General features: G+C 66.3%; 18 protein-coding genes. 14 read left to right on the top strand and 4 right to left on the bottom strand.

What is annotated here, in order from left to right:
• Positions 1 to 14: 14 nt before the first annotated feature.
• The 9 genes from mshC (at position 15) to JDV75_RS03805 (ending at position 7,785) form a co-directional block, all read left to right on the top strand.
• Entirely contained in the window at positions 15 to 1,280 is a 1,266-nt protein-coding gene (mshC, locus tag JDV75_RS03845; RefSeq protein WP_198737930.1) for a cysteine--1-D-myo-inosityl 2-amino-2-deoxy-alpha-D-glucopyranoside ligase, read from the top strand.
• Between the two features lie 69 nt (positions 1,281 to 1,349).
• Positions 1,350 to 1,757 (top strand): hypothetical protein, encoded by a 408-nt coding sequence (locus JDV75_RS03840; protein WP_336244290.1) that lies wholly within the window; start codon positions 1,350 to 1,352, stop codon positions 1,755 to 1,757.
• A gap of 16 nt (positions 1,758 to 1,773) precedes the next feature.
• Positions 1,774 to 2,538, top strand: a complete 765-nt coding sequence (locus tag JDV75_RS03835; protein WP_336244289.1) for an HAD family hydrolase — start codon at positions 1,774 to 1,776, stop codon at positions 2,536 to 2,538.
• Complete coding sequence (locus JDV75_RS03830) at positions 2,535 to 2,807, top strand: phosphoribosyl-ATP diphosphatase (protein WP_198737928.1); 273 nt, start codon at positions 2,535 to 2,537, stop codon at positions 2,805 to 2,807. The genes JDV75_RS03835 and JDV75_RS03830 overlap by 4 nt, the downstream gene beginning before the upstream one ends.
• Before the next feature lie 54 nt (positions 2,808 to 2,861).
• On the top strand, positions 2,862 to 3,707 hold the full coding sequence (gene hisG, locus JDV75_RS03825; RefSeq protein ID WP_198737927.1) for an ATP phosphoribosyltransferase: 846 nt from the start codon (positions 2,862 to 2,864) through the stop codon (positions 3,705 to 3,707).
• 361 nt (positions 3,708 to 4,068) lie between these two features.
• Positions 4,069 to 5,646 (top strand): aspartate ammonia-lyase, encoded by a 1,578-nt coding sequence (aspA, locus tag JDV75_RS03820; RefSeq protein ID WP_232958162.1) that lies wholly within the window; start codon positions 4,069 to 4,071, stop codon positions 5,644 to 5,646.
• Between the two features lie 171 nt (positions 5,647 to 5,817).
• Complete coding sequence (locus tag JDV75_RS03815; RefSeq protein WP_418884375.1) at positions 5,818 to 7,128, top strand: anaerobic C4-dicarboxylate transporter; 1,311 nt, start codon at positions 5,818 to 5,820, stop codon at positions 7,126 to 7,128.
• Between the two features lie 112 nt (positions 7,129 to 7,240).
• The gene (locus JDV75_RS03810; RefSeq protein WP_198737926.1) at positions 7,241 to 7,597 is read left to right on the top strand and encodes an ATP-binding cassette domain-containing protein; all 357 of its coding nucleotides are present in this window, start codon (positions 7,241 to 7,243) and stop codon (positions 7,595 to 7,597) included.
• A gap of 20 nt (positions 7,598 to 7,617) precedes the next feature.
• A complete protein-coding gene (locus JDV75_RS03805; RefSeq protein WP_248094911.1) occupies positions 7,618 to 7,785 on the top strand; it encodes a response regulator transcription factor in 168 nt (55 codons plus the stop codon).
• Here JDV75_RS03805 and JDV75_RS03800 read toward each other — a convergent pair whose 3' ends face one another.
• From JDV75_RS03800 to JDV75_RS03790, 3 genes are all read right to left on the bottom strand, one after another.
• Positions 7,786 to 8,646: a RecB family exonuclease gene (locus tag JDV75_RS03800; protein WP_198737925.1), complete on the bottom strand. Its 861-nt coding sequence runs from the start codon at positions 8,644 to 8,646 to the stop codon at positions 7,786 to 7,788.
• 103 nt (positions 8,647 to 8,749) lie between these two features.
• Positions 8,750 to 9,883: a SufD family Fe-S cluster assembly protein gene (locus tag JDV75_RS03795; RefSeq protein ID WP_198737924.1), complete on the bottom strand. Its 1,134-nt coding sequence runs from the start codon at positions 9,881 to 9,883 to the stop codon at positions 8,750 to 8,752.
• A gap of 44 nt (positions 9,884 to 9,927) precedes the next feature.
• Positions 9,928 to 10,647 (bottom strand): ATP-binding cassette domain-containing protein, encoded by a 720-nt coding sequence (locus tag JDV75_RS03790; protein ID WP_198737923.1) that lies wholly within the window; start codon positions 10,645 to 10,647, stop codon positions 9,928 to 9,930.
• A 233-nt stretch (positions 10,648 to 10,880) separates the two neighbouring features.
• On the opposite strand from JDV75_RS03790, the gene JDV75_RS03785 reads away from it, so the two are divergent.
• The 5 genes from JDV75_RS03785 to dop all read left to right on the top strand — a co-directional run bounded on the left by JDV75_RS03785 (position 10,881) and on the right by dop (position 18,302).
• On the top strand, positions 10,881 to 12,875 hold the full coding sequence (locus tag JDV75_RS03785) for a thioredoxin domain-containing protein (protein WP_198737922.1): 1,995 nt from the start codon (positions 10,881 to 10,883) through the stop codon (positions 12,873 to 12,875).
• Positions 12,876 to 12,882: 7 nt separating this feature from the next.
• Complete coding sequence (locus JDV75_RS03780) at positions 12,883 to 14,154, top strand: M18 family aminopeptidase (protein WP_198737921.1); 1,272 nt, start codon at positions 12,883 to 12,885, stop codon at positions 14,152 to 14,154.
• A 42-nt stretch (positions 14,155 to 14,196) separates the two neighbouring features.
• Positions 14,197 to 15,033 carry a tRNA (adenine-N1)-methyltransferase gene (locus JDV75_RS03775; protein WP_198737920.1) on the top strand — a complete coding sequence of 279 codons (837 nt, stop codon included), beginning with the start codon at positions 14,197 to 14,199 and terminating at the stop codon, positions 15,031 to 15,033.
• 63 nt (positions 15,034 to 15,096) lie between these two features.
• Entirely contained in the window at positions 15,097 to 16,716 is a 1,620-nt protein-coding gene (arc, locus tag JDV75_RS03770) for a proteasome ATPase (protein ID WP_198737919.1), read from the top strand.
• 38 nt (positions 16,717 to 16,754) lie between these two features.
• Positions 16,755 to 18,302 carry a depupylase/deamidase Dop gene (gene dop / locus JDV75_RS03765; RefSeq protein ID WP_198737918.1) on the top strand — a complete coding sequence of 516 codons (1,548 nt, stop codon included), beginning with the start codon at positions 16,755 to 16,757 and terminating at the stop codon, positions 18,300 to 18,302.
• Positions 18,303 to 18,372: 70 nt separating this feature from the next.
• Here dop and JDV75_RS12190 read toward each other — a convergent pair whose 3' ends face one another.
• Positions 18,373 to 20,802 (bottom strand): HtaA domain-containing protein, encoded by a 2,430-nt coding sequence (locus tag JDV75_RS12190; protein ID WP_198737917.1) that lies wholly within the window; start codon positions 20,800 to 20,802, stop codon positions 18,373 to 18,375.
• Positions 20,803 to 21,428: the final 626 nt, after the last annotated feature.

Raw genomic sequence — 21,428 nt, 5'->3', positions numbered from 1 at the left:
CTAGAGTTGTCCCCATGCATTCCTGGCCCGAACCCGAGGTCCCCGTCATCGGGGGAACCGCAGTACCGCTCAACCTGTTCGACACCGCGGACGGGGTGGTCCGCCCCGTCACCGTCACCGGAGACACCGCGGGCATCTACGTCTGCGGTATCACCCCCTACGACTCGACCCATCTCGGGCACGCCGCAACCTACCTCACGTTCGATCTGATCAACCGCCAACTCCGGGACAACGGCTACCGGGTCCGGTACGTGCAGAACGTCACCGACGTCGATGATCCGCTGTTCGAACGCGCCACCCGCGACAACGTCGACTGGCGGGAACTCGGGACCGAACAGACGGACCTGTTCCGTTCCGACATGGCCACCCTCCGGGTGATCCCGCCGACGGACTTCATCGCGGTCACCGACATCGTCGATGAGGTTATCGACCTCGTCTCCGCTCTTCTGGACAACGGAAGTGCCTATGTCGTCGACGACGAGTACCCGGACATCTACGCCTCGCTCGACGCGACCCCGGGTTTCGGCTATGAGTCGAACTACGACCGCCCAACCATGATGAGGTACTTCACCGAACGGGGCGGCGACCCGGACCGGCCCGGCAAGCGGGATCCGATGGATGCCCTCATCTGGCGTGCCGCACGCCCGGGCGAGCCCGCCTGGGAGGCCCCGTTCGGTGCCGGACGACCCGGCTGGCACATCGAGTGCGCTGCGATCGCGCTGAACCGGCTCGGTTCCGGCTTCGCGGTTCAGGGGGGCGGCACCGACCTGATCTTCCCGCACCACGAGTACAGTGCCGCGCACGTCGAGGCAGCCACCGGTTCGGAGAGGATGGCCGGGCACTATGTGCACAGCGGAATGATCGGGCTCGAGGGAACGAAGATGAGTAAGTCCCTGGGCAACCTCGTATTCGTGCACAAGCTCACCGCAGCGGGTCATGAACCGGAGGCGATCCGCCTCGGGGTCTTCGCCGGCGGTTACCGGAGTGACCGCGACTGGTCCGAGAAAGTTCTCGCGGACGCGGAGGACCGTCTCTCCCGTTGGCGGAACGCCGCGACAGCGGCCACCGACACCGGCGCCGCCGAGGATCTCGTCCAGCAGGTGCGTAGGGCGCTGGCGGATGACCTCGACACGCCGCGGGCCCTTGCAGTGGTCGATTCCTGGGCGGCGACGACCCTGTCCGGACCCCACGGCACCGAAGGCCCTACCGACGCCGGAGACCTGGTTTCCCGTGCTCTCGATTCCCTGATGGGGGTCCGGCTCCTGCCCGCAGCCCGCTGACCGGCTCTGACGTCGCGGACCGGAGGGGCGGGCCGACCACGGCGACGCGCCTGGTACACAATGGGGGGCATGACTTCCACGCCCATCAGCCAGCAGTTCTCCCCGGTCGTCGACGAGTTCATCGACGACCTCGAGACCTTCGCGACCGGTTCGTACCTCGGCAAGGACGAGAAGGAGTTCTGGGAGCAGCCCTTTGATCCCGCCGTCCTCCCTCAACTCCGTCAGGTCATCGACGGATTCCTCAATGAACTGGACCGCCTACCGGAATCCCCGGAGGCGGACGTGGTGACCGGGGTGATCTCCCGGTTCATCACCGCGATCGAGACGTTCAACGCCCGCCACGGCGACGCCGTCATCGAACCCGAGGAGTTCGAGGAACTCAACTCGCTGATCACCCGGTCGGTCGCGGCGACCGGATTCACCGCACCCGAGACCGAGGAAGCCGAGGACGGTTTCGAGCTTCCGGCATTCGAGTAGGAGAGGAGCCCCCACCGTGACCAAACCGAAGCAGCCCACGGCACCCGACACTCCCGCCGCCGTCATCTGGGACATGGACGGCACACTCACCGACACCGAGCCCCTGTGGGCGATCGCGACCTACGAGCTGAGTGAGCGAATGGGCCGCCGGTTGACCGTGGAGAAGCACGCCGCGACGATGGGCGGGACGTTCGACAACACGTTCCGGGTGTGCGCCGAGCACGCCGGCATCACCCCGGATGACGCCGCCCGCGACAGGTACCGGAGGGTCCTCTTCGACCGGGTCGCCGAACTCTTCGCCGAACGTCTCACACTCAATCCCGGCGTCAGGGAGATCCTGGACGGGCTCAGAGCCCGGGGTACCGCGATGTATGTCGCGACCAACACGCCCCGCGAGCTCGCGGACCTCGCGATCGCGGCCGTCGGGCGTGACTACTTCGCCGACACCGTCTGCGGCGACGAGGTGCCCCGGGGTAAGCCTGCCCCGGACATCTACCGGGAGGTGGCGAGCCGTGCGGGGGTGTCACCGGGGGAGTGTCTGGTCTTCGAGGACTCGCCGACGGGCATGACCGCGGCCCGGGACGCGGGGTGCCGCGTGGTCGGGGTACCCGGACCCGCCGGGGACGGGCCACCGGGTGTGCCCACACTGGGGGAACTGACCGGCGAGCCCGGACTCACCGGTGCAGATTTCCGGGGCGTCGACGTGGACGCGGTCGACGCGCTGTTCCGTTCGCTTACCCCCACTCGTGAACCGCGCACCGATCGGGATGTGCAAGAATGATCCACGTGAAAGACTTCGACTCCCTCCATGCAGAACTGCTCTCCCGTGCCACCGAACGCCCTGAGGGCTCAGGTACCGTGGCCGCTCTCGACGCGGGTATCCACGCCCAGGGGAAGAAGATCGTCGAGGAGGCCGCGGAGGTGTGGATGGCAGCCGAGTACCAGTCCGACGAGGAGCTCGCCGAGGAGATCTCGCAGCTGATGTACTGGACCCAGGTCGTCATGGTCGCCAGAGGTCTGAAGCCTGAGGACGTCTACAAGCATCTCTGACCCCGCACAGCAACCACCGTCCACCACACACCCCTGAAGGACCCCGGGAAAACCATGCTCAAAGTAGCCGTACCGAACAAGGGCTCGCTGTCCGAATCCGCCGTCGAGATCCTCTCGGAGGCGGGCTACACCGGTCGTGGGGACAGCAAAGCCCTGACCGTCACCGACAGGGCGAACAACGTCGAGTTCTTCTTCCTCCGACCCAAGGACATCGCGATCTACGTCGCGAACGGCCAGCTCGATCTCGGTATCACGGGCCGTGATCTGGCGGCCGATTCCCTCGCCGACGTCCAGGAGGTCCTCTCCCTGGGCTTCGGGAGTTCCACATTCCGCTATGCGGCTCCGGCAGGGGAGACCTGGTCCGTCGAAGACCTCGACGGCAAGCGGATCGCCACCTCCTACCCGAACCTCGTCCGCGAGGATCTCGCGACCCGCGGACAGTCCGCGGAGGTGATCCGCCTCGACGGTGCCGTCGAGATCTCCATCCGGCTCGGTGTCGCTGACGTGATCGCCGATGTCGTGTCCACAGGCCGGACGCTCCGCAAGCAGGGCCTCGAGCCGTTCGGCGAGCCCCTGGTCTCCTCGGAGGCAGTCATCGTCGGGCGTGCCAGTGAGACCGTCACCGCGGAACAGCGTGTCCTGCTCCGCCGGATCGAGGGAATTCTCCACGCGCAGAACTACCTCATGCTGGACTACAACGTTCCCCGCTCCCTCCTCGACGCCTCCACCGCGGTCACCCCCGGTATCTCCGGACCGACCGTTTCCCCGCTGGCGCTGGAGGACTGGGTCGCCGTACGCGCGATGATCCCGCGCAACAACGCCAACGATGTGATGGACGAGCTAGCCGAGCTCGGTGCCCAGGCTATCCTCGCCTCGGAGATCCGGATAGCCCGACTCTGATCCTGAAGGCCTTCCGACCCCCGTCCCGGTTCTACTCCGGTACGGGGGTCTTCACGGGTCCCGGCTTTCCACCCGAACCGGACACCTCCGAGCCGAGGGGGTGGCCGACACGGGCGGACGGGAGCGACTGTTCCTCCGTCAGGGGCGATGTCCGCGGTGTAGCGGGAGCGCGTCACCTACGATCGGGAGAAGGCCCTGTACTGGGAAAACAGCGAACTCTTCGACGTATCCGGGTCCGCGGTGCGAACCGCGGAGGATGGCGGAGCCACCACCGCCCGTGTGTACCGAAACGTCGTTATGCTGGGGGCGTGAGCGGCTCCTGCCGCACGAGGATTCTGTCCAGTAGAGAGGTGGTACGACGATGGCCAAGTCATCAAAGCGTAAATCAGGCGCCCGGAAGATGGGGAAGCAGGACGATTCCGCGATACCCGCGGAGAACGCCGCTCCCACCCCGGAGCCGGAGACCGGCGCCCGCAAAACACCCGACAACTCCGGCGTCCGGGCCGACCACACGGGCAACGGGACCCGTACCGAGGTCGACCTGCTAGGCGAACTAGAGATACCCGATGAGGCGTACTACGGCGTGCACACCGTCCGTGCCATGGACAACTTCCGGATTTCCCGAATAACGATCAACGAGGTGCCCGAGTTCATCCGCGGCATGGTCCAGGTCAAGAAGGCGTGCGCACTGGCGAACCGGAGGCTGCACACCCTGCCCGCGGAGAAGTGTGAGGCGATCGTCTGGGCGTGCGACCAGATCCTGGCAGAAGGCCGGTGCATGGACCAGTTCCCTCTGGATGTCTTCCAGGGTGGTGCGGGAACCAGCCTCAACATGAACACGAACGAGGTCATCGCGAACCTCGCCCTTGAGTATCTGGGCGAACCCAAGGGCTCCTACGACATCATCAACCCGAATGATGACGTCAACATGAGCCAGTCGACCAACGACGCCTACCCCACGGGCTTCCGGCTCGGCGTCCACTACGCACTGAATGACCTGATCGATGAACTCGATGAACTCCAGGCGGCGTTCGCCGCGAAGGGCCATGAGTTCATGGACATCCTGAAGATGGGCAGGACCCAGCTCCAGGACGCCGTCCCGATGACGCTCGGGGAGGAGTTCGCCGCTTTCGCCCACAATCTGGCCGAGGAGAGGGTCGTTCTACGGGACGCCGCCGAACGACTCCTCGAAATCAACCTGGGGGCGACCGCGATCGGTACCGGGGTGAACACCCCGGCCGGGTACCGGCACCAGGTAACCGCCTCGCTCTCCGAGGTCACGGGCCTGGAGATGAAGTCCGCCAAGGATCTCATCGAGGCCACCAGTGACTGCGGTGCCTACGTTCACGCGCACGGTGCGGTAAAGCGCGCCGCGATGAAGTTGTCGAAGATCTGCAACGATCTTCGCCTGTTGTCCTCCGGGCCGCGGGCCGGCCTGAACGAGATTAACCTCCCCGCGCGACAGGCCGGCTCGTCGATCATGCCGGCCAAGGTCAACCCGGTCATCCCCGAGGTCTGCAACCAGGTGTGCTTCAAGGTTTTCGGCAACGACATCACCGTCACCATGGCAGCGGAGGCGGGCCAGCTCCAGCTCAACGTCATGGAGCCGGTGATCGGGGAGTCGCTGTTCCAGTCGATCCGGATCCTCCGGAACGCCGTCGAGACGCTCCGCACCAAGTGCGTGGAAGGAATAACCGCGAACGAGGACGTCTGCCGGGCGTACGTCGACAACTCCATCGGAATCGTGACCTACCTCAACCCGTTCATCGGCCACCATAATGGTGATCTCATTGGTAAGGAGGCCGCCGAGACCGGCAGGTCGGTGCGGGAGCTCGTCCTCGAGAAGGGGCTCATGGACACCGAGACCCTGGACCAGGTACTGAGTAAGGAGAACCTCATGCATCCGGTGTTCCGAGGGCAGCTTCACCTCGATCGTTAGCCCTTGAGACGCGTAGATAGACGACCGCCCCCGCCCCACCGGCGGGGGCGGTCGCATGTCTCGACGCAGGTCAGTTGCGCCCCGCTTGTCGCCCTCTGAAAAGGTATGTTTAATTGAGTTGTAATGCGTCCGATAGGGACGATCCGCGACAATCCACCAGGAGCGAAGGCCGTGATTCTCGCACTGCAGATCATCATCGTCACAGCCGCCATCGTGCTGGGGGCACGACTCGGCTCAATAGGCATCGGTCTCGCCGGTGGGCTCGGCGTGCTGCTGCTCGGACTCACCGGTACCGAGGTCGCCTTCGCCGACATCCCGTTCGACGTCATCGGCGTAATCATGTCGGTCATCGCCGCCATCGCCGCCATGCAACGTGCCGGGGGAATGGACTGGTTGGTCGACCTGGCGGAGAAGCTGCTGCGGAAGAACCCGAGGTACGTCACCTATCTCGCGCCCGTCGTCACCTACACCATGACGCTACTGGCGGGCACCGGGCACACCGCGTTCTCCACGCTGCCCGTCATAGCGGAGGTCGCGAAAGAGGGCAAGGTCCGTCCCTCGCGCCCTCTGTCGGTCGCCGTCGTGGCCTCCCAGATGGCGATCACCGCGTCACCGATCTCCGCGGCGGTGGTGTTCTTCGCCTCGATCCTGGAACCCCACGGAGTCGGCTACCTCCAGTTGCTCGCGGTGGTGATTCCCTCGACCTTCCTCGCGGTATTCCCGACCGCGTTCATCGCGAACCGTCTCGGCGTCGATCTGGAGAAGGATCCCATCTACCGTGACCGCCTCGAGAAAGGCCTCATCAGCCCCCCGAAGGAACGTACGGAGAAGAAGGCACCGGCAGCGGCAAAACGCTCGGTGTGGCTCTTTCTCACGGCGATCATCCTCGTCGTCACCTACGCGACCGCGATATCCGACCAGGTCGGGCTCATCGCCGAACCCACTCTGCCGCGAAATGAGACGATCATGTCCCTCATGCTCGCCTGTGCAACGGCGATCGTGGTCTTCTGCCACGTCCCCGCCGACGAGATACCCGGCACGCAGGTGTTCCGGGCGGGTATGTCGGCCTGCGTGTGCGTCATGGGAGTCGCCTGGCTGGGCACGACCCTGATCAACGCCCATCTCGACAGCATCCAGCAGGCGTCAGGGGACATTCTGTCCCGCACCCCCTGGTTGCTCGCCGTTGTCCTCTTCTTCGCCGCCGCACTGCTCTATTCCCAGGCCGCGACGACCAAGGCGCTCATGCCCGCGGCACTCGCCATCGGCGTTCCCCCGCTCACCGCGGTCGCGTCCTTCGCAGCCGTCAGTGCGCTGTTCGTCCTGCCGACCTACCCGACGCTGCTCGCCGCCGTGGAGATGGACGACACCGGCTCGACCAGGATCGGAAAGTATGTATTCAACCACCCGTTCCTGATCCCGGGGACCCTCTGCATCGCGTTGTCGGTGGCGCTCGGATTCCTCTTCGGTTCAGTCATTCTCTGACCCCTGGACCAACTCCGGACAACGGAACAACCGGTTCCGCCGTTTGGGGGAGATCCGGATTTCCCCTGTGCGGTGGAGGTGGTGGCCGGTCGGGGTTCCCTACCGTCAGGGTATGACCACGACATCGACAGAAAACGAATTCCGGATACAGGGCCTTGAGGTGCGCTACGGCACAGACCGGGTCGTCCGGGACATGAACCTGAGCGCCACGCCGGGTCGTGTCACCTGTGTACTCGGCCCGAATGGTGCAGGCAAGACCACGACGTTGCGCGCCGGTCTCGCACTCGTCCGCCGGTCCGCGGGCGAGTGCCACCGGCCGGAGCACACGAACATCCTGCTCGATGACGGCGGACTCGTTCCAGGCCTCACAGTCCGTCAGCACATCACCTCCCGCGCCCTGTCCGCCGGCGTCTCCACCGGATGCGTGGATGACCTCATCGAGACCCTGGACCTCCCACGGTCCCGCTGACCCCGCGGGAGATCGACTGCGTGCGTGAACTGTGCCGGGGACAGAGCAACAACGACATTGCCGCCACACTGTTTCTCGAGCCGTCGATGGTGAAGACGCACCTGTCCAACGCCATGTCCAAGACCGGGGCACGGGGGCGGGTCCAACTTGTGATCTGGGCGTTCCGGTCGGGACTGGTCGACAGCTGATCAGGAGTCGCCGACGTCCGCGCCGTCGGCGGTGCTGCCGGGCCAGCCCGGGTATTCGGGAGGGGTGCCGCCGAAGGCGGGGCACAGTTCCTGGTGGGAACACCAGCCGCAGAGTTTGGAGGTCTTCGGGCGGAAGTTACCGCTGCGCCCGTCCGCCTCGATCTTCGCCCACAGCTCTCCGAGGTCACGTTCGAAATACTCCAGTTCCTCTACGGAGGGCGTGAGGAACATCGAGTCGGTGACCTTGAGGTACATGAGCCGCAACTGTGCCGGAAGCACCCGGTGCAGCCGCCAGTAGACCAGGGCGTAGAACCGCATCTGAAACTTGGCCTGCTGACTGAACCGCGGTATCGGTTTCTTGCCGGTCTTGTAGTCGACGACCCTGATGCGTCCGTCGGGGGCCTCGTCGACGCGGTCGATGAAACCGCGGACCGGTACCCCGTTCGGGAGAACGGACTCCACGTACATCTCGCACGCCTTCGCGGTGAAACCCCGGGGATTCTCCATCTCGAAGTACCCGCGCAGGAGGGAACGGCACTCGACGAGGAAGTCGTAGCGGGCCGCTTCGGAGACGAGTTCGTCGAGCTCGTCGTCCGCCGCGCACATCGCCGCCCAGGTGGGTTTGAGGCGTTTGACGGCCGCCGGGTAGGTGCGCTGCTCCGGTTCCCATTTGTGCATCTGTTCGAGGACATCGTGGACGAGCGTCCCCTTGACCTGCGCGACCGTCTTCGGCTCGGGGATGCGGTCGATGGCGCGCAGCCGGTAGAGCAGCGGACACTGCTGGTAGTCGTTCGCGCGGGAGGGGGACAGCGCGAGTGGGCGGGGCCGGGTGGACGGGCTGGTCGTTGCCGGTGAGGTCATGGAACACCACGTTACCGTCCACCCGGACCACGACCTTTCCGGGTGGACGGCGTGTTGTGCACCGTCGGCACACCGGCGCAGTCACCCCACAGCGTCGCCACCGCTACAGTTCGGCCTCCCGCGCAGCGGTGATCAGCCCCTCGACGGTGGCACGGAGGGAATCAGGTACGGACTGCTCGGTGAGATCGAGGAAGCCACGGACGATGAGGTCCCGCGCGATGTCCTCGTCGAGGCCGAGCGCCATGAGATAGTCGAGCCGGTCTCCGTCGATCATGCCGACGGACGCCTCGTGACTCAGCTGGGCTTCATCGACCCGCGCCTTCAACGCCGGGACGGAATCGATGTAGCCGGTGTCCCGGAGCATCAGTCCGTCGCACTCGAGGAACCCGGAGCACCCCCGTCCGATTCCGACGAGAGTTGTGTCGTTGGAGACCTCGCCCCCGTCGGACACCATCCGGGAGACCTGCTCGGCCCGCGAACCCGCGCCCTGCAACCGGATCTCGGTGTCCATCTCGCGGTGGGTGCCGGCCGGCGCGAACACGACCGAGTGGCTCGTGTCGGTGGCCCCGTCGTCGAGTTCGACGACGGAGTGGGAAACATGGTTACGCAGTCCGGAGACCGCCACCGACACGGAACTGTTCACCGCGTCGCGGGCGATCCGCGTCCCGGACCAGGAGTGGACGTCCATCTGGGGTCCCCAGCGTTCGACATCGAGAGAGCGCAGCCTGGCACCTTCCCCGATGAAGGTCTCCGAGACGGACACGTGGCGCCCGTGGGTCATCTTCGGTGTTACACCGGAGCCGCTGACGTGATCGACCCGGGCACCGGCTCCGATGACGGTCAGGTCATGGACGAACTGACGTTCCTGGGGGACGGTCATGAACGAGAAGCTCTGCAGGGGCCCGTCGAGGACCGCGCCGTCGTGGACCCACATGAACGTGCCCAGCGGCCTGTCCTGCGATTCGAAGGCCCGGCGGAGGACGTCGTCGTCGAGCGGGTCCACGAGGGAGAACATGAGCTGCTGCACCCAGGGGTAGGTGACCACCGCGTCGGACAGCGGCATGATCTCCACCTGCCCGTCGTGGGTGACGATGCGCTCGAAATGGTGGTCGACCATCAACGAAGTAGCGGCGCAGGAGTCCTCGTCGTGCCAACCCAGGTCCGCGAGGAGCCCCGGGGTCACGCTCCCGCTACCTAGTCCGGGAACCGGGGTGACGGCTGGAACAGTGGATGTCATCGGGATCAGTCCTTCAGTGTTGTCGGTGTGGGAATGTTGACGGATCAGGCGGCCCAGCCGTCGGTGCGGACGCGGGCGAGCATGTCGCGGGCGTCCCCGCTGTCGGTCAGGCGTCCGTCGCTCATCAGGTGCGCGATGGGGGAGTCGAGGTGGTCGAGGATGAACCCGGTGTGGGTGACGACGAGTGCGCTCCGTGCGGAACCGTCGGCACAGGGGGTCTGAAGCAGATCGGCGAGCGCACGACCCACGACGGAGACGTGTTCGAGATCGACGCCCGACTCCGGCTCATCGAGCAGACACATGGCGGGCCGTTGGAGGTGGAGTTTGAGCATCTCGAAGCGGCGCATCTCCCCACCGGAGAATCCGCAGTGCACGTCCCGGTCGAGGAACTGCGAGAGATCGAGGTTCTCGGCCGCCGAGGGGAGGCGGTCTCCGGCACGGATGGCCTGCGCGAGTTTCTCCACCGTGATCCCGTGGAGCTTCGGAGGGTGCTGCACCGCCAGACCCAGGCCGGCACGGGCCCGCTCATCGACCGGGAGTTCCGTGATGTCCCGTCCGTTGAGGAATATCCGCCCACCGGTGACGCGGAACGGTCCGGTGCCCATCACGGCGTTGAGGAGGGAGGATTTGCCGGATCCGTTCGCTCCGATCAGGACGTGGTTCTCGCCGTGGTTCACGGTGAGGGTGATGTTGTGGCAGACGGTTATGTCATCGACGGCGACGGTGACATCGTCGAGTGCGAGCAGAGGGGTGGTGGTGTCCATTGGCGATCCTTCTCCCTGACGTGGTCGGTCCGCCCCGCGGGCTCCAACCTGCGGGGAGGTGGTGCTTCAACTTCAGTGTACGGGCAAATGTGAACGCCATTCAGAATAAGGAAAGGGTGACCTGCGTCATACACTTTGAACTGGTGAAACAGGCGTCCCGACCCTCCCTGAACACCCGATCCGGGGGTACTCGAAACGCGGCGGCGGGATTGTCTACCGGGCACAATGGGGGAATGGTCAACAGACTCATCGGCAGCGACAGCACGTATCTTCTCCAGCACGCCGGCGATCCCGTCGACTGGTGGCCGTTCGGACCCGGGGCCTTCGCCGAGGCTGCCCGGCGCGATGTTCCGGTCCTCGTGTCGATCGGCTACGCCGCGTGCCACTGGTGCCATGTGATGGCCCGCGAGTCCTTCTCCGATCCGGGGATCGCGGCGCTGCTCAACGAGCACGTGGTGTGCGTGAAGGTCGACCGGGAGCAGCACCCCGACATAGACGCGCTCTACATGCAGGCCACCATCGCGTTGTCCGGTCACGGTGGGTGGCCGATGACCGTGTTCACCGATCCCGAGGGGCGTCCGTTCTACGCCGACACCTACGTACCCCCGGAGGATCGGCCGGGGCGCCCCGGGATGCCGAGGCTGATCCGTGCGGTCCGGGACACGTGGGACAACCGGCGTGAGGAGATCGCGGACATGGGGAAGAAGGTCCACGGAATGATGGAGCTGCACTCCGCGCCGGTGCGACCGGTCGCCACCGGGGAACAGATGCTCGAACGTGTCACGTCCGCACTCCGGGACGCCGAGGACCCGGTGCACGGCGGATTCGGTGGTGCCCCGAAGTTCCCGCCCTCCGCGACGCTGCTCGGACTCACCAGGCGGGCGGAACGGACCGGCGACGCTGGCCTGCACACCCTCGTCGGCAGGACCGTCGAGTCCATGGTCCGCGGTGGGATCTTCGATCAGATCGGTGGGGGTTTCGCCCGCTACACGGTCGATGCGGCATGGCGTACGCCCCACTTCGAGAAGATGCTCGACGACAATGCGCTGCTCCTGCGCGCCCTGTCGGCGCACGCGCACGCGACCGGTGACCCCCTCGCGGCCCGGGCGGCGACGCAGACCGCCCAATTTCTCTGCTCCCGGCTCCGTCGTGACGACGGACTGTTCGCCACATCCCTGGACGCCGACACCGACGGGGTGGAGGGAGCGACCTACCGCTACACGCGGGAGCGGGTGTCCACCGCACTCGGGTCGGGTGCCGAAGCGGACGTGGACTGGATCTGTTCCGTGCTCGGAATTGACGCCGCCGACGCCCCCGCGGCTGGTTCCGTTCCGAGGCTGTCCCGCGACCCGGATGACCTGCGCCGGTTCCTGCGCCTCCGGAAACGGCTCGCCGCAGCCCGGGACCGGGACCCGCAACCCGGGCGGGACGAGACCGCGACCACCGCCGGGACCGCAATGGCGGTGACCGCACTCACTGAGACAGCCGACCTCCTGCCGGGGTCGAATGATGCCGCCCTGCGCGCCACGGCCGCGGCCGCACTCCGTGCTGTCGACCGCCTGCACCGGGCACCCGACGGTGTTCTCCTGCGTTTCCGGAACGGTAGCCACGCCTCCCTCGCAGACCTGGCGTGGCTCGCCGTCGCCGCAGCACGCGCCGCAGCAGCGGCGTCCCGGACCGGGGACACGGAGACCACGACGGACTGCCTCCGCATCCTCCGGGATGCGCTGGGACAGATCGAGGACCGGCACACCGACCCGGAGAATCCCGGAACCTACTTCGACAGCGGGGTGGCGATACCGGTCCTCGGGCTCCGGGCCCGCGATCCCTTCGACACGGCGGTCCCGGCCGGTGTCGCGGTGGCCGGCGAGGCCTTCTTCACCGGGGCAGCGGTCGTCGGGACCACCGGGGACACCGACACCGCCGACCGGTGGACGGACCATGCCCGGAGGATCCTCGCGGTCCACGGGGAGGTGGCCGGCGCACATCCCCTGCAGGCGGGTGGCTGGCTCTGCCTCGCCGAGATCGCGGCCGCGGGTCCCACCCGGGCGGTGGTAATCCAGCCGACACCGGAGGCGCTCCGACGACTACGGGCGCAACTCGATTCGGCGGCTCTGGTGCTCGGCGCCGGTACCGCCGGCATTCACCCCGACGGCCCGGAGCCCGGTGACGGTCCCGCCGTGCAGATCTGCCGCGACGGGGCCTGTGGCCGGGTCGTTCCCCTGTGATGGTTGGATGGAGTACATGATCAGCGTCAGTGACTTCATCCACTCATCCCCGAGCTCGTACCACGCGGCGGATCAGGTCCGCCGGGAGCTTCTCGACGCCGGGTTCGCCGTACAGGATGAGGTGGAGCCCTGGGACGCCACCCCGGGTGGCCATGTGATGGTCCGGGCCGGTGCCGTCATTGCCTGGTACGTACCCGAGGACGCGTGTCCCGACTCGGGATTCCGCATCGTCGGGGCGCACACCGATTCCCCCGGGCTGAAGCTCAAGTCGATTCCGGACGCCGGAACCGCGGGCTGGCGGCAGGCCGCCTGCGAGGTATACGGCGGCCCGGTCCTGTCGAGCCTGTTCGACCGCGAACTCCGGCTCGCCGGACGGGTAATCACCGCGGACGGCACACGGCACCTGGTGGACACCGGCCCGTTGCTCCGCGTCCCGAACCTCGCGATCCATCTCGACCCGAAGGTGAACAAGGGTTTCGAGTACGACCCGCAGCGCCACCTCTATCCGGTCCTCGGCACCGGTGACCCCCGGGAAACCGTGCTCGAGACCGTCGCCCGCCTGGCGGCAATCGACGGGGAGATCATCGCCCACGATCTGATCACCTGCGACACCCAGGCCCCGGAGTTCTTCGGCACCGACCGGGATCTCCTGGCCGCCCCGCGTCTGGACAACCTCTCCAGCGTCTGGCCCGCGACCGCGGCACTGGCGACGGCCGTGCGTAACGGCGGGGCCGACGGACAGCGGGACATCCTCGTCCTGGCGGCGTTCGACTACGAGGAGGTCGGTTCCGGCGCGGTCACCGGCGCAGCCGGGCCCATCCTGCAGAACGTCCTCGAACGCACCGCCGAAGCGCTCGGCGCTACCGGCATCGACGCCAGGGCGAGGATGTACGCACGGTCCTCGTGCATCTCCGCGGACGCCGCGCACTCCGTGCACCCGAACTTCGCCGACCGCCACGATCCCGTCAACCGGCCACTCGCGGGCCTCGGCCCGGCGCTCAAGGTGAACGCGAAGCAGCGGTACGCCACCGACGCGGAATCCGCGGCCCTGTGGCACCGGGTGTGTTCCGCCGCCGGGGCACCCAACCAGGTGTTCGTCTCCGGCAACCACGTACCCTGTGGAACGACCATCGGGCCCATCACGGCGACACGCCTGGGCATCACCACACTCGACACCGGGGTGCCGATCCTCTCCATGCACTCGGCGCGGGAGATGGCCGCCGCCCGCGACATCGACACACTGGCGCAGATCCTCGGCGCCTACTACTCCGGTGCCTGACAGACCGAACACCACCAGACGAGACACGAACGAGAGACACCCATGGCTTATTCCGGACCCTTCCAGGCGGGTGACCGCGTCCAGCTCACCGACGCCAAACGCCGCCACTTCACGATCGTCCTCAAGGAAGGGGAGAGCTTCTTCACCCACAAGGGAGGAATCGCACACGACGACATCATCGGACGGCACGAGGGCACCGTGGTGGAATCCTCCCAGGGGGCCCTCTACCTCTGCTTCCGGCACCTCATGGTCGACCATGTCCTGTCGATGCCCCGGGGCGCCGCGGTCATCTACCCGAAGGATTCCGCCCAGATCCTCATCGAGGGCGACATCTTCCCCGGCGCCCGGGTCCTCGAGGCCGGGGCCGGCTCGGGTGCGCTGTCGATGACCCTGCTGCGGGCGATCGGAGAGTCCGGCGAACTGATCTCCTACGAGATCCGGCAGGACCACCTCGACTACGCCGAGGCGAACGTCGACGAGTTCTTCGGCGGCCGGCCCGCGACGTGGTCCCCCCGACTGGGTGACCTCAAGGAGGTCACCGTGGACGACATCGGAGGGCCGGTCGACCGGATCATCCTCGACATGCTCGAACCGTGGGAATGCCTCGACGCGGTCCGCGGACTCCTGCTGCCAGGCGGGGTATTCATGACGTATGTCGCCACCGTGCCGCAGCTGATGAAGGTGATGGAGGGGATCCGCGCGCAGGGTTGTTTCACCGAACCACGCGCATGGGAGTCCCTCGTCCGGGAGTGGAAGGTCGAGGGACTGGCCACCAGACCGGAGCACCGCATGAACGCCCACACCGCGTTTCTCGTCTGGGCGAGACGCCTCGCGGACGGTACCGTCGCGCCCCGACCGCAGCGTCGTGCCCGGAAGTGACGCAACCGGAAGAGAATGCGTAGAGAACAACCGGCTCACCCCGGTGGTCTAGATTGGAATTCCATGAGTACCTCCGCCGACACCCCCGATTCGGACGATACCGCTCCCGAGGTTCCCGGGCGGACGATTCCCGCGCCGCGATCCGCGGCTGACGTGAACCGGGACCTCTCGACGCAGCTCCGACGCGCCCACCGGGACAACCGGGAACTTGCGACCCGCAACACCAAGCTGGTCGAACTGCTGACCGCGTCCCGACGTAAGCTGGCCACCCTCAACGAGCAGCTCGAGCAACTCGCGGCACCGCCGTCCACCTACGGCACCTATCTCGAACCGACTCCGGGGCTGGAGGAGACCTGCGCCGAGGTGTTCACCTCGAACAGGCGCATGCGGCTGGCCGTGAGCCCCCTGATCGAGCGCTCTGAGCTAGTCCCCGGTGCACGGGTCCGACTCGGGGAGGGCGCCCAGGTCGTCGAGGTGTGCGGTTTCGACGATTCCGGGGAGATGGCGAGTGTCACCGAAATCCTGGAGGACCACCGCGCCCTCGTCGTGGACACCACCGGTGAAGAGCGGCTCGTCCGACTCTCCGGCCCTCTCCTGAACGGTGGGAAGCCTCCGCGCCCGGGCGACACGCTCCTCGTCGACACCCGCGCAGGCTACGCGTTCGAGGTGATCCCGAAGACCGAGGTCGCGAAACTCGCACTCGAGGAAGTCCCGGACATCACCTGGTCCGACATCGGGGGACTGGACGACCAGATCATCCGGATCAGGGACGCCGTGGAACTCCCGTTCACCCATCCCGAGCTTTACCGCGCCTACAGTCTCAGGGCGCCGAAGGGTGTCCTGCTCTACGGTCCGCCCGGCTGCGGCAAGACCCTCATCGCCAAGGCGGTCGCCAACTCACTCTCGGAGCGTATCGGTGACGGTTCCCGTTCGTACTTCATCAACGTGAAGGGCCCCGAGCTGCTGAACAAGTATGTCGGCGAATCGGAGCGTCAGATCCGGCTCATCTTCGAACGCGCCCGGGAACTCGCGGGAGAGGGACGCCCCGTCATCGTCTTCTTCGACGAGATGGAGTCCATCTTCCGTACGCGGGGAACGGGCGTGTCCTCCGACATGGAGACCACCGTCGTCCCGCAGCTGCTCGCCGAGCTCGACGGCGTCGAGAGCCTGTCCAACGTCATCGTGATCGGCGCGACGAACCGCGAGGAACTCATCGATCCCGCGATCCTCCGCCCCGGTCGCCTCGACGTCAAGATCCGGGTACAGCGCCCCGACCGCGCCGGAGCAAGGGAGATCTTCCACCGACTGCTCCACGAGAACGTGCCCGTCGCCGGCGACCCCGAGGCGCTCATCGACAGCGCGGCGGAGTACCTGTTCCGACCACGCCCCTTCGTGGAACTCACCTACCTCGACGGCAGTACCCAGGCGTTCCACTACCATGACTTCGTCTCCGGGGCGATGATCGCGAACATCGTCGACCGGGCGAAGAAGGAGGCCATCAAGGATCATCTGGCCGGCCGGACGAACGGAATCACCGACGAGCATCTCGCCCGGGCCATCGACGCCGAGAACGCGGAGAACGAGGATCTCCCGAACACCTCGAATCCGGACGCATGGTCCCGCATCACGGGACGCCCGGGTAGCCGGGTCACCGGTGTGCGCGTCCTCGAGGCGAACGCCTGATCCGGGTCTTAGCACGCCACGTCAGAAAGAGACACAACATGTCGCGTTTCATCGGTTCCGAGACCGAGTACGGGATCTCCACGCCGGACGATCCCACGGCGAGTCCCATCGTCACCTCCACTCACACCGTGCTCGCCTACGCCGTGGCCACCGGCGCATCACTGCGCCGCACCCGGTGGAACTTCGGCGAGGAGTCCCCCCTCAGGGACGCCCGGGGTTTCGATCTCCGCAGGTTTCGCACGGCCCCGGTCATCGACCCGAACACGGTCGGTGTAGCCAACGTGATCACGTCCTCCGGCGCCCGGTTCTACGTCGATCACGCCCACCCCGAGTACTCGGCCCCGGAGACCTCCGACGCGATGCAGGCGATGATCTACGACGCCGCCGGTGATCTCGTGATGAACCGGGCAGTCGATGCGGTTCGCCAGTACACGGCCCGAGGTGAGAGCGTCATCGAGGGACAACCGCCGTGCCCGGCGCTGAAGATGTACAAGAATAACGTCGACGGCAAGGGGGCGAGCTACGGCAGCCACGAGAACTACCGTTGGAACCGGTCGACCGACTTCGACGTCCTGACCCGGGCGATCATCCCGTTCTTCGTCACCCGGCAGGTCCTGATCGGCGCCGGGCGCGTCGGGCTGGGGGAGCGTGGTGAGTTGCCTGGGTTCCAGATCAGCCAGCGCGCGGATTACATCGAGCAGCCGGTGTCGCTGGAAACCACCCTGAACAGGGGAATCGTCAACACCCGCGACGAGCCGCACGCGGACGCCGACAGATGGGGCCGGCTCCACGTCATCATCGGTGACGCCAACATGTCGCAGACGGCGAACCTGCTCAAGTTCGGCCTGACCTCCCTGGTTCTCGATGCGATCGAGGCGGGGGAGGAATTCGCGGATCTCGAGCTCGCCGACCCTGTGGCCGCGGTGAAGCAGGTGTCCCGGGATCTCGACTGCCGGAAGCCCCTTCGGTTGATGGATGGCCGTGAGCTGCGGGCCACAGCGATTCTCCGGGAGTATCTCTCGCGGTGCCGCGACGTCAGTGACACGGACCGTCTCGTGCTGCGCACGGCGGGGGAGCTCCTCGACGGTCTCGACGTGGACCCGCTGCGCACCGCCGACAGGCTCGACTGGACGGCGAAGTGGTCTCTGATCCGCCGGTTCACCGACCGCGGCCTCGACATCGGGCACCCGAAAATCGCCCTGGTCGACCTCCAGTACGCGGACATCGATCCGGATCGCGGTCTCCATCATGCACTGGTCCGAAGGGGCAGCATGCGGAGTCTCGTCGATCCCGCGGTGATCGAGACCGCGGCTCTCACGCCGCCGGACGACACCCGTGCGTTCTTCCGCGGTGAGATCATGCGCCGCTGGCCCGATCAGGTACTCGCGGCGAGCTGGGACACCGTGGTCGTCGCCGGGGACAGGGTCACCGGCCACCACCGGCTACGGATGCCCGAACTGGATTGTCTCACCCGGAAAAACTGCGGAGATCTCTTCGACCGAGCCACAGACGCCGCGAATCTCCTGCGGCTCGTGGACGAACGCAGATTGGCGCCGGTCGACCGCATCGGTGGCCCCGGTCGCTGACGTCTGGCTGAAGGACACGACGAAGTCCCCGCCTCCGGAATATCCGGTGCGGGGCCCTCGTCGTGTCCTGCTAGCGGTGGAGAATGTTCGTGTTGATGTAGTGGAACAGACCCGCGATCAGCGCGAGGATTCCACCGATCGACACCAGCGACAGGAGGCTGCTGCCGACGGCCTTGCCGGAGAGACCGGAGAAGATGCTCTTTCCGTTGCTACCCGACGACGAAGGTTCCGGAGTCGAGGTAGGGGTCGGGCTGGAGGTCGAGGTCGGTGCCGGGGTGGACGTGGAGGTCGGTGCCGGGGTGGCTTCGGTGACCTTCACCGTCAGATCAACGGTGTCCTCGCTGCCGTCCTTGAACATGGCCTTCACCGAAACACTGATCTCACCGGTCGGTGCGTCCGCGGCGGCGGTGTAGGTGACGGCACCGGTCTTCTCGTCGATCGATGCGCCCTCCACGTCGCTGACGAGGCTGAAGACGGTGCCCTCAGGCGCTGCGGCAGCTTCGCGGTCGGTGGTCGTGGTCTCATCGAAGAGCACCTTGTCGGCGGTGACGGACTCACCGGCGGTCACCTCGAGGGTGTTCTTCTCGAGGTAGGCGTCCACGGACTCTGCGGTGGTCTTCGAATCGGTCTTGTCCGGGGTGTGTCCCATGGTCACAACGTCGATCTCGGGGTTGTACTGGCCTTCGGCGCCGGGGAGCTCGAGTCGCTGGATACCTGCGTAGTCGGTGTAGTCGACCTCTCGCCGATCGACGATGAAGACATCCCCGCCGACCAGTACGGTCGCGAGGGGCTGGTTTTTCTCGGTCCCCTTCATGTTGCCGGAGAGTGAAGCCTCCTGGAGGACGGCACCCGTGGAGGGGTCGACGACCATGAAGTAGTTCTTCGCGGAGGAGACCAACGCCTGCCCCTGCGAGTTGAAGGTCATGCCTGCGATGGAGACGAGCTTCTCCGGCTGTGCGGCATGGTACGGCATGGTGAACTCGCCGTTCTCGTACCTCAGGAACGCGACATTGGAGTTGCTGTAGTCGTTGTAGATGCCGATGTTCGTCCCGTCGGTCGCGACGCCCCGGAAGCTGTGGGTGTGGTCCTCGTTGGCGGGTGCGAACGCCTCCACGAGAGTGGCCTTCGTACCGTCGGCGGCCGGGGTGATGTGAACCGGGAGAGCGCCCGGTTCCGTACCGTCTTTCCGGGGGACGGAGTGATCGTAGACGTACAGGTAGGTACCGTCATTGAGCGCCCGGAGACCCGAGGTGGAGGAGAAGACGAAGGGGGAACCGTAGACCTCGTTGTAGTGCTCCCCGGTGTTCACATCCGGGTAGAGTTCGGTCGCTGCCGGAAGCTCCACCGTGGTCTTGCTGCCGTCGACGGCGATCGTCGTGAAACGGGCGGGGTAGTCGTCGACGGAGTCCTCGGCCTTGGGCAGCAGGTGCAGGACACCGAGCGTGCCGTCGGAGGCGTCCCGTGAGAAACCGGAGACGGTGCCCTCGACGGTGGCGATCTCGGTGGCGGCACCGATGCCGGAGGCGGTGACGGGCGCGCTGTGGATGACCGCCATCGCGGGTTCCTGCTTCGGCTCGACCCAGTAGAGCGTGTCTGTCGCGGGATCGAAGGCGGAGTCGGTCGCGCCGTTGGTCACGAACTCGAAGGGATCGGAGACCGTGTCCAGATCATGGGAGACGACGACCCCCTTGCCTGCGCCGTAGTCGTTGGTCACGTAGAGCACCGATCCGTCCGACAGCCCGTAGAGCCGCTCCGAGCCACCGGCCTTGACCGGGAGCCGGATGCTCTCGGCGAGGGAGTACCCGGTGTCGCCGGAGGTGTTCAGCTCGGTCTTGCCCGGGTAGGAGAACGCCAGGGAGCTGATGTACGGGTTCGAGGTGTAGAAGTTCGAGAAGGCCTTCTGGCCGTCCTCCAGCAGGGACCCTGCCACGCTCTTCCAGGTGGTGGTGTCGGTCTGGTTGTTGTACCGGCCCGCCTTGAAGTCGAGCGTCGCGAAAGGCACTTCCTTGACACCCAACCATTCACCGGTGAGATAGACCCGGGAGTTGACGGTCGCGTAGAGCGTCCCGGTTCCCTTGGCGGCGTCGAAGACGATCCTCGGGTCGGCGACGGACAGGTCGAGCTGACAACCACCGCGGACCGGCTCGTCCCCCTCGCAGTACTTCATGTAGTTGACCGTTCCGCCGTACTGCACGACCGTGTTGCCGTCGGCGTCAGTCTCGGTGGACCTGTAGGGCCACAGGAAGGTCCCGTCGACGAGTTCCGCGCCGTCGAAGAAGTGCGTCGCTCCACCGGTGTAGTTGTTGAAGGAGTCGCGGATCTCCCACTGGAGGGCGGGTGTCGAGTCCTCGTACTCCTGGGCGACGCCCGGGCGGGGAACGGTACCGATGGTGTCCTCGACGCCCGCGACGACGGGGGCTGCGATACCGAAGCTGACGGAGAGGGCGGTGACGGTGGCGAGGCCGAGGCGGGTGATACGACGGGAGGTGGTTCTGGGCACTGATGGGTCCTTAAGGGATCTGGTGTTCGGAATCGGTCACCGGTGGGGTCACATGTTCCGGGAATGCGGGGTGATTTCACCGGCGAATGGTGACAACACTAACAGAGGTTAGGCACGCCTCACCATCGTTTCTGCAGCTGGCTAAATGTGAAACGAGCGCCAAATGACACGTTTGATACCTTCCATCGAGAACGTCCGTGACCTACAGGTGAGGCACCGTAACCGTAGTAGGTAGTGGCAGCTCCACCGAACGATTGATCTTTGCGGGGCCCCGCCTGTCGCCCGGCTGATATCCAGTGAAAACCAGCTCTGATCACATCACCGAACACCGGAAACGCACCGGGGGTAACACCTGCGAGACCAGATCGCGGAGTCGGGGCGGACCCGTACCAGACGGATACCCCGGTTCGGTCGAGTTGAAGAGAAGGAAAGGCACCGTGTGCCCACCACGCCGACCTCGTGTGTGGGCAGAATGCCCGCATGACGGAGCCCGGCCCCGGCCCCCTCCCGCTTGTGCGCGGAGTGGAGGGGCCGGGCCGATACGATCAGGAACCGGACCCCGCGGGATCACGGAACAGGGGCATCAGTTCCGGGACATACCGGGGAACTGCGGGAGATGGAAAGCG

Origin of the sequence: Corynebacterium meridianum (assembly GCF_016342265.1) — a bacterium.
GTDB lineage: Bacteria > Actinomycetota > Actinomycetes > Mycobacteriales > Mycobacteriaceae > Corynebacterium > Corynebacterium meridianum.
Note: the sequence above shows the minus strand (reverse complement) of the source record. Positions and strands in the feature narration are given on the sequence as shown.

Bases quoted from the DNA above. Each gene is read 5' to 3' on its own strand.
- mshC (WP_198737930.1), top strand. From the start codon at position 15: ATGCATTCCTGGCCCGAACCCGAGGTCCCCGTCATCGGGGGAACCGCA.
- JDV75_RS03840 (WP_336244290.1), top strand. From the start codon at position 1,350: ATGACTTCCACGCCCATCAGCCAGCAGTTCTCCCCGGTCGTCGACGAG.
- JDV75_RS03830 (WP_198737928.1), top strand. From the start codon at position 2,535: ATGATCCACGTGAAAGACTTCGACTCCCTCCATGCAGAACTGCTCTCC.
- hisG (WP_198737927.1), top strand. From the start codon at position 2,862: ATGCTCAAAGTAGCCGTACCGAACAAGGGCTCGCTGTCCGAATCCGCC.
- aspA (WP_232958162.1), top strand. From the start codon at position 4,069: ATGGCCAAGTCATCAAAGCGTAAATCAGGCGCCCGGAAGATGGGGAAG.
- JDV75_RS03810 (WP_198737926.1), top strand. From the start codon at position 7,241: ATGACCACGACATCGACAGAAAACGAATTCCGGATACAGGGCCTTGAG.
- JDV75_RS03800 (WP_198737925.1), bottom strand. From the start codon at position 8,646: ATGACCTCACCGGCAACGACCAGCCCGTCCACCCGGCCCCGCCCACTC.
- JDV75_RS03795 (WP_198737924.1), bottom strand. From the start codon at position 9,883: ATGACATCCACTGTTCCAGCCGTCACCCCGGTTCCCGGACTAGGTAGC.
- JDV75_RS03790 (WP_198737923.1), bottom strand. From the start codon at position 10,647: ATGGACACCACCACCCCTCTGCTCGCACTCGACGATGTCACCGTCGCC.
- JDV75_RS03785 (WP_198737922.1), top strand. From the start codon at position 10,881: ATGGTCAACAGACTCATCGGCAGCGACAGCACGTATCTTCTCCAGCAC.
- JDV75_RS03780 (WP_198737921.1), top strand. From the start codon at position 12,883: ATGGAGTACATGATCAGCGTCAGTGACTTCATCCACTCATCCCCGAGC.
- JDV75_RS03775 (WP_198737920.1), top strand. From the start codon at position 14,197: ATGGCTTATTCCGGACCCTTCCAGGCGGGTGACCGCGTCCAGCTCACC.
- arc (WP_198737919.1), top strand. From the start codon at position 15,097: ATGAGTACCTCCGCCGACACCCCCGATTCGGACGATACCGCTCCCGAG.
- dop (WP_198737918.1), top strand. From the start codon at position 16,755: ATGTCGCGTTTCATCGGTTCCGAGACCGAGTACGGGATCTCCACGCCG.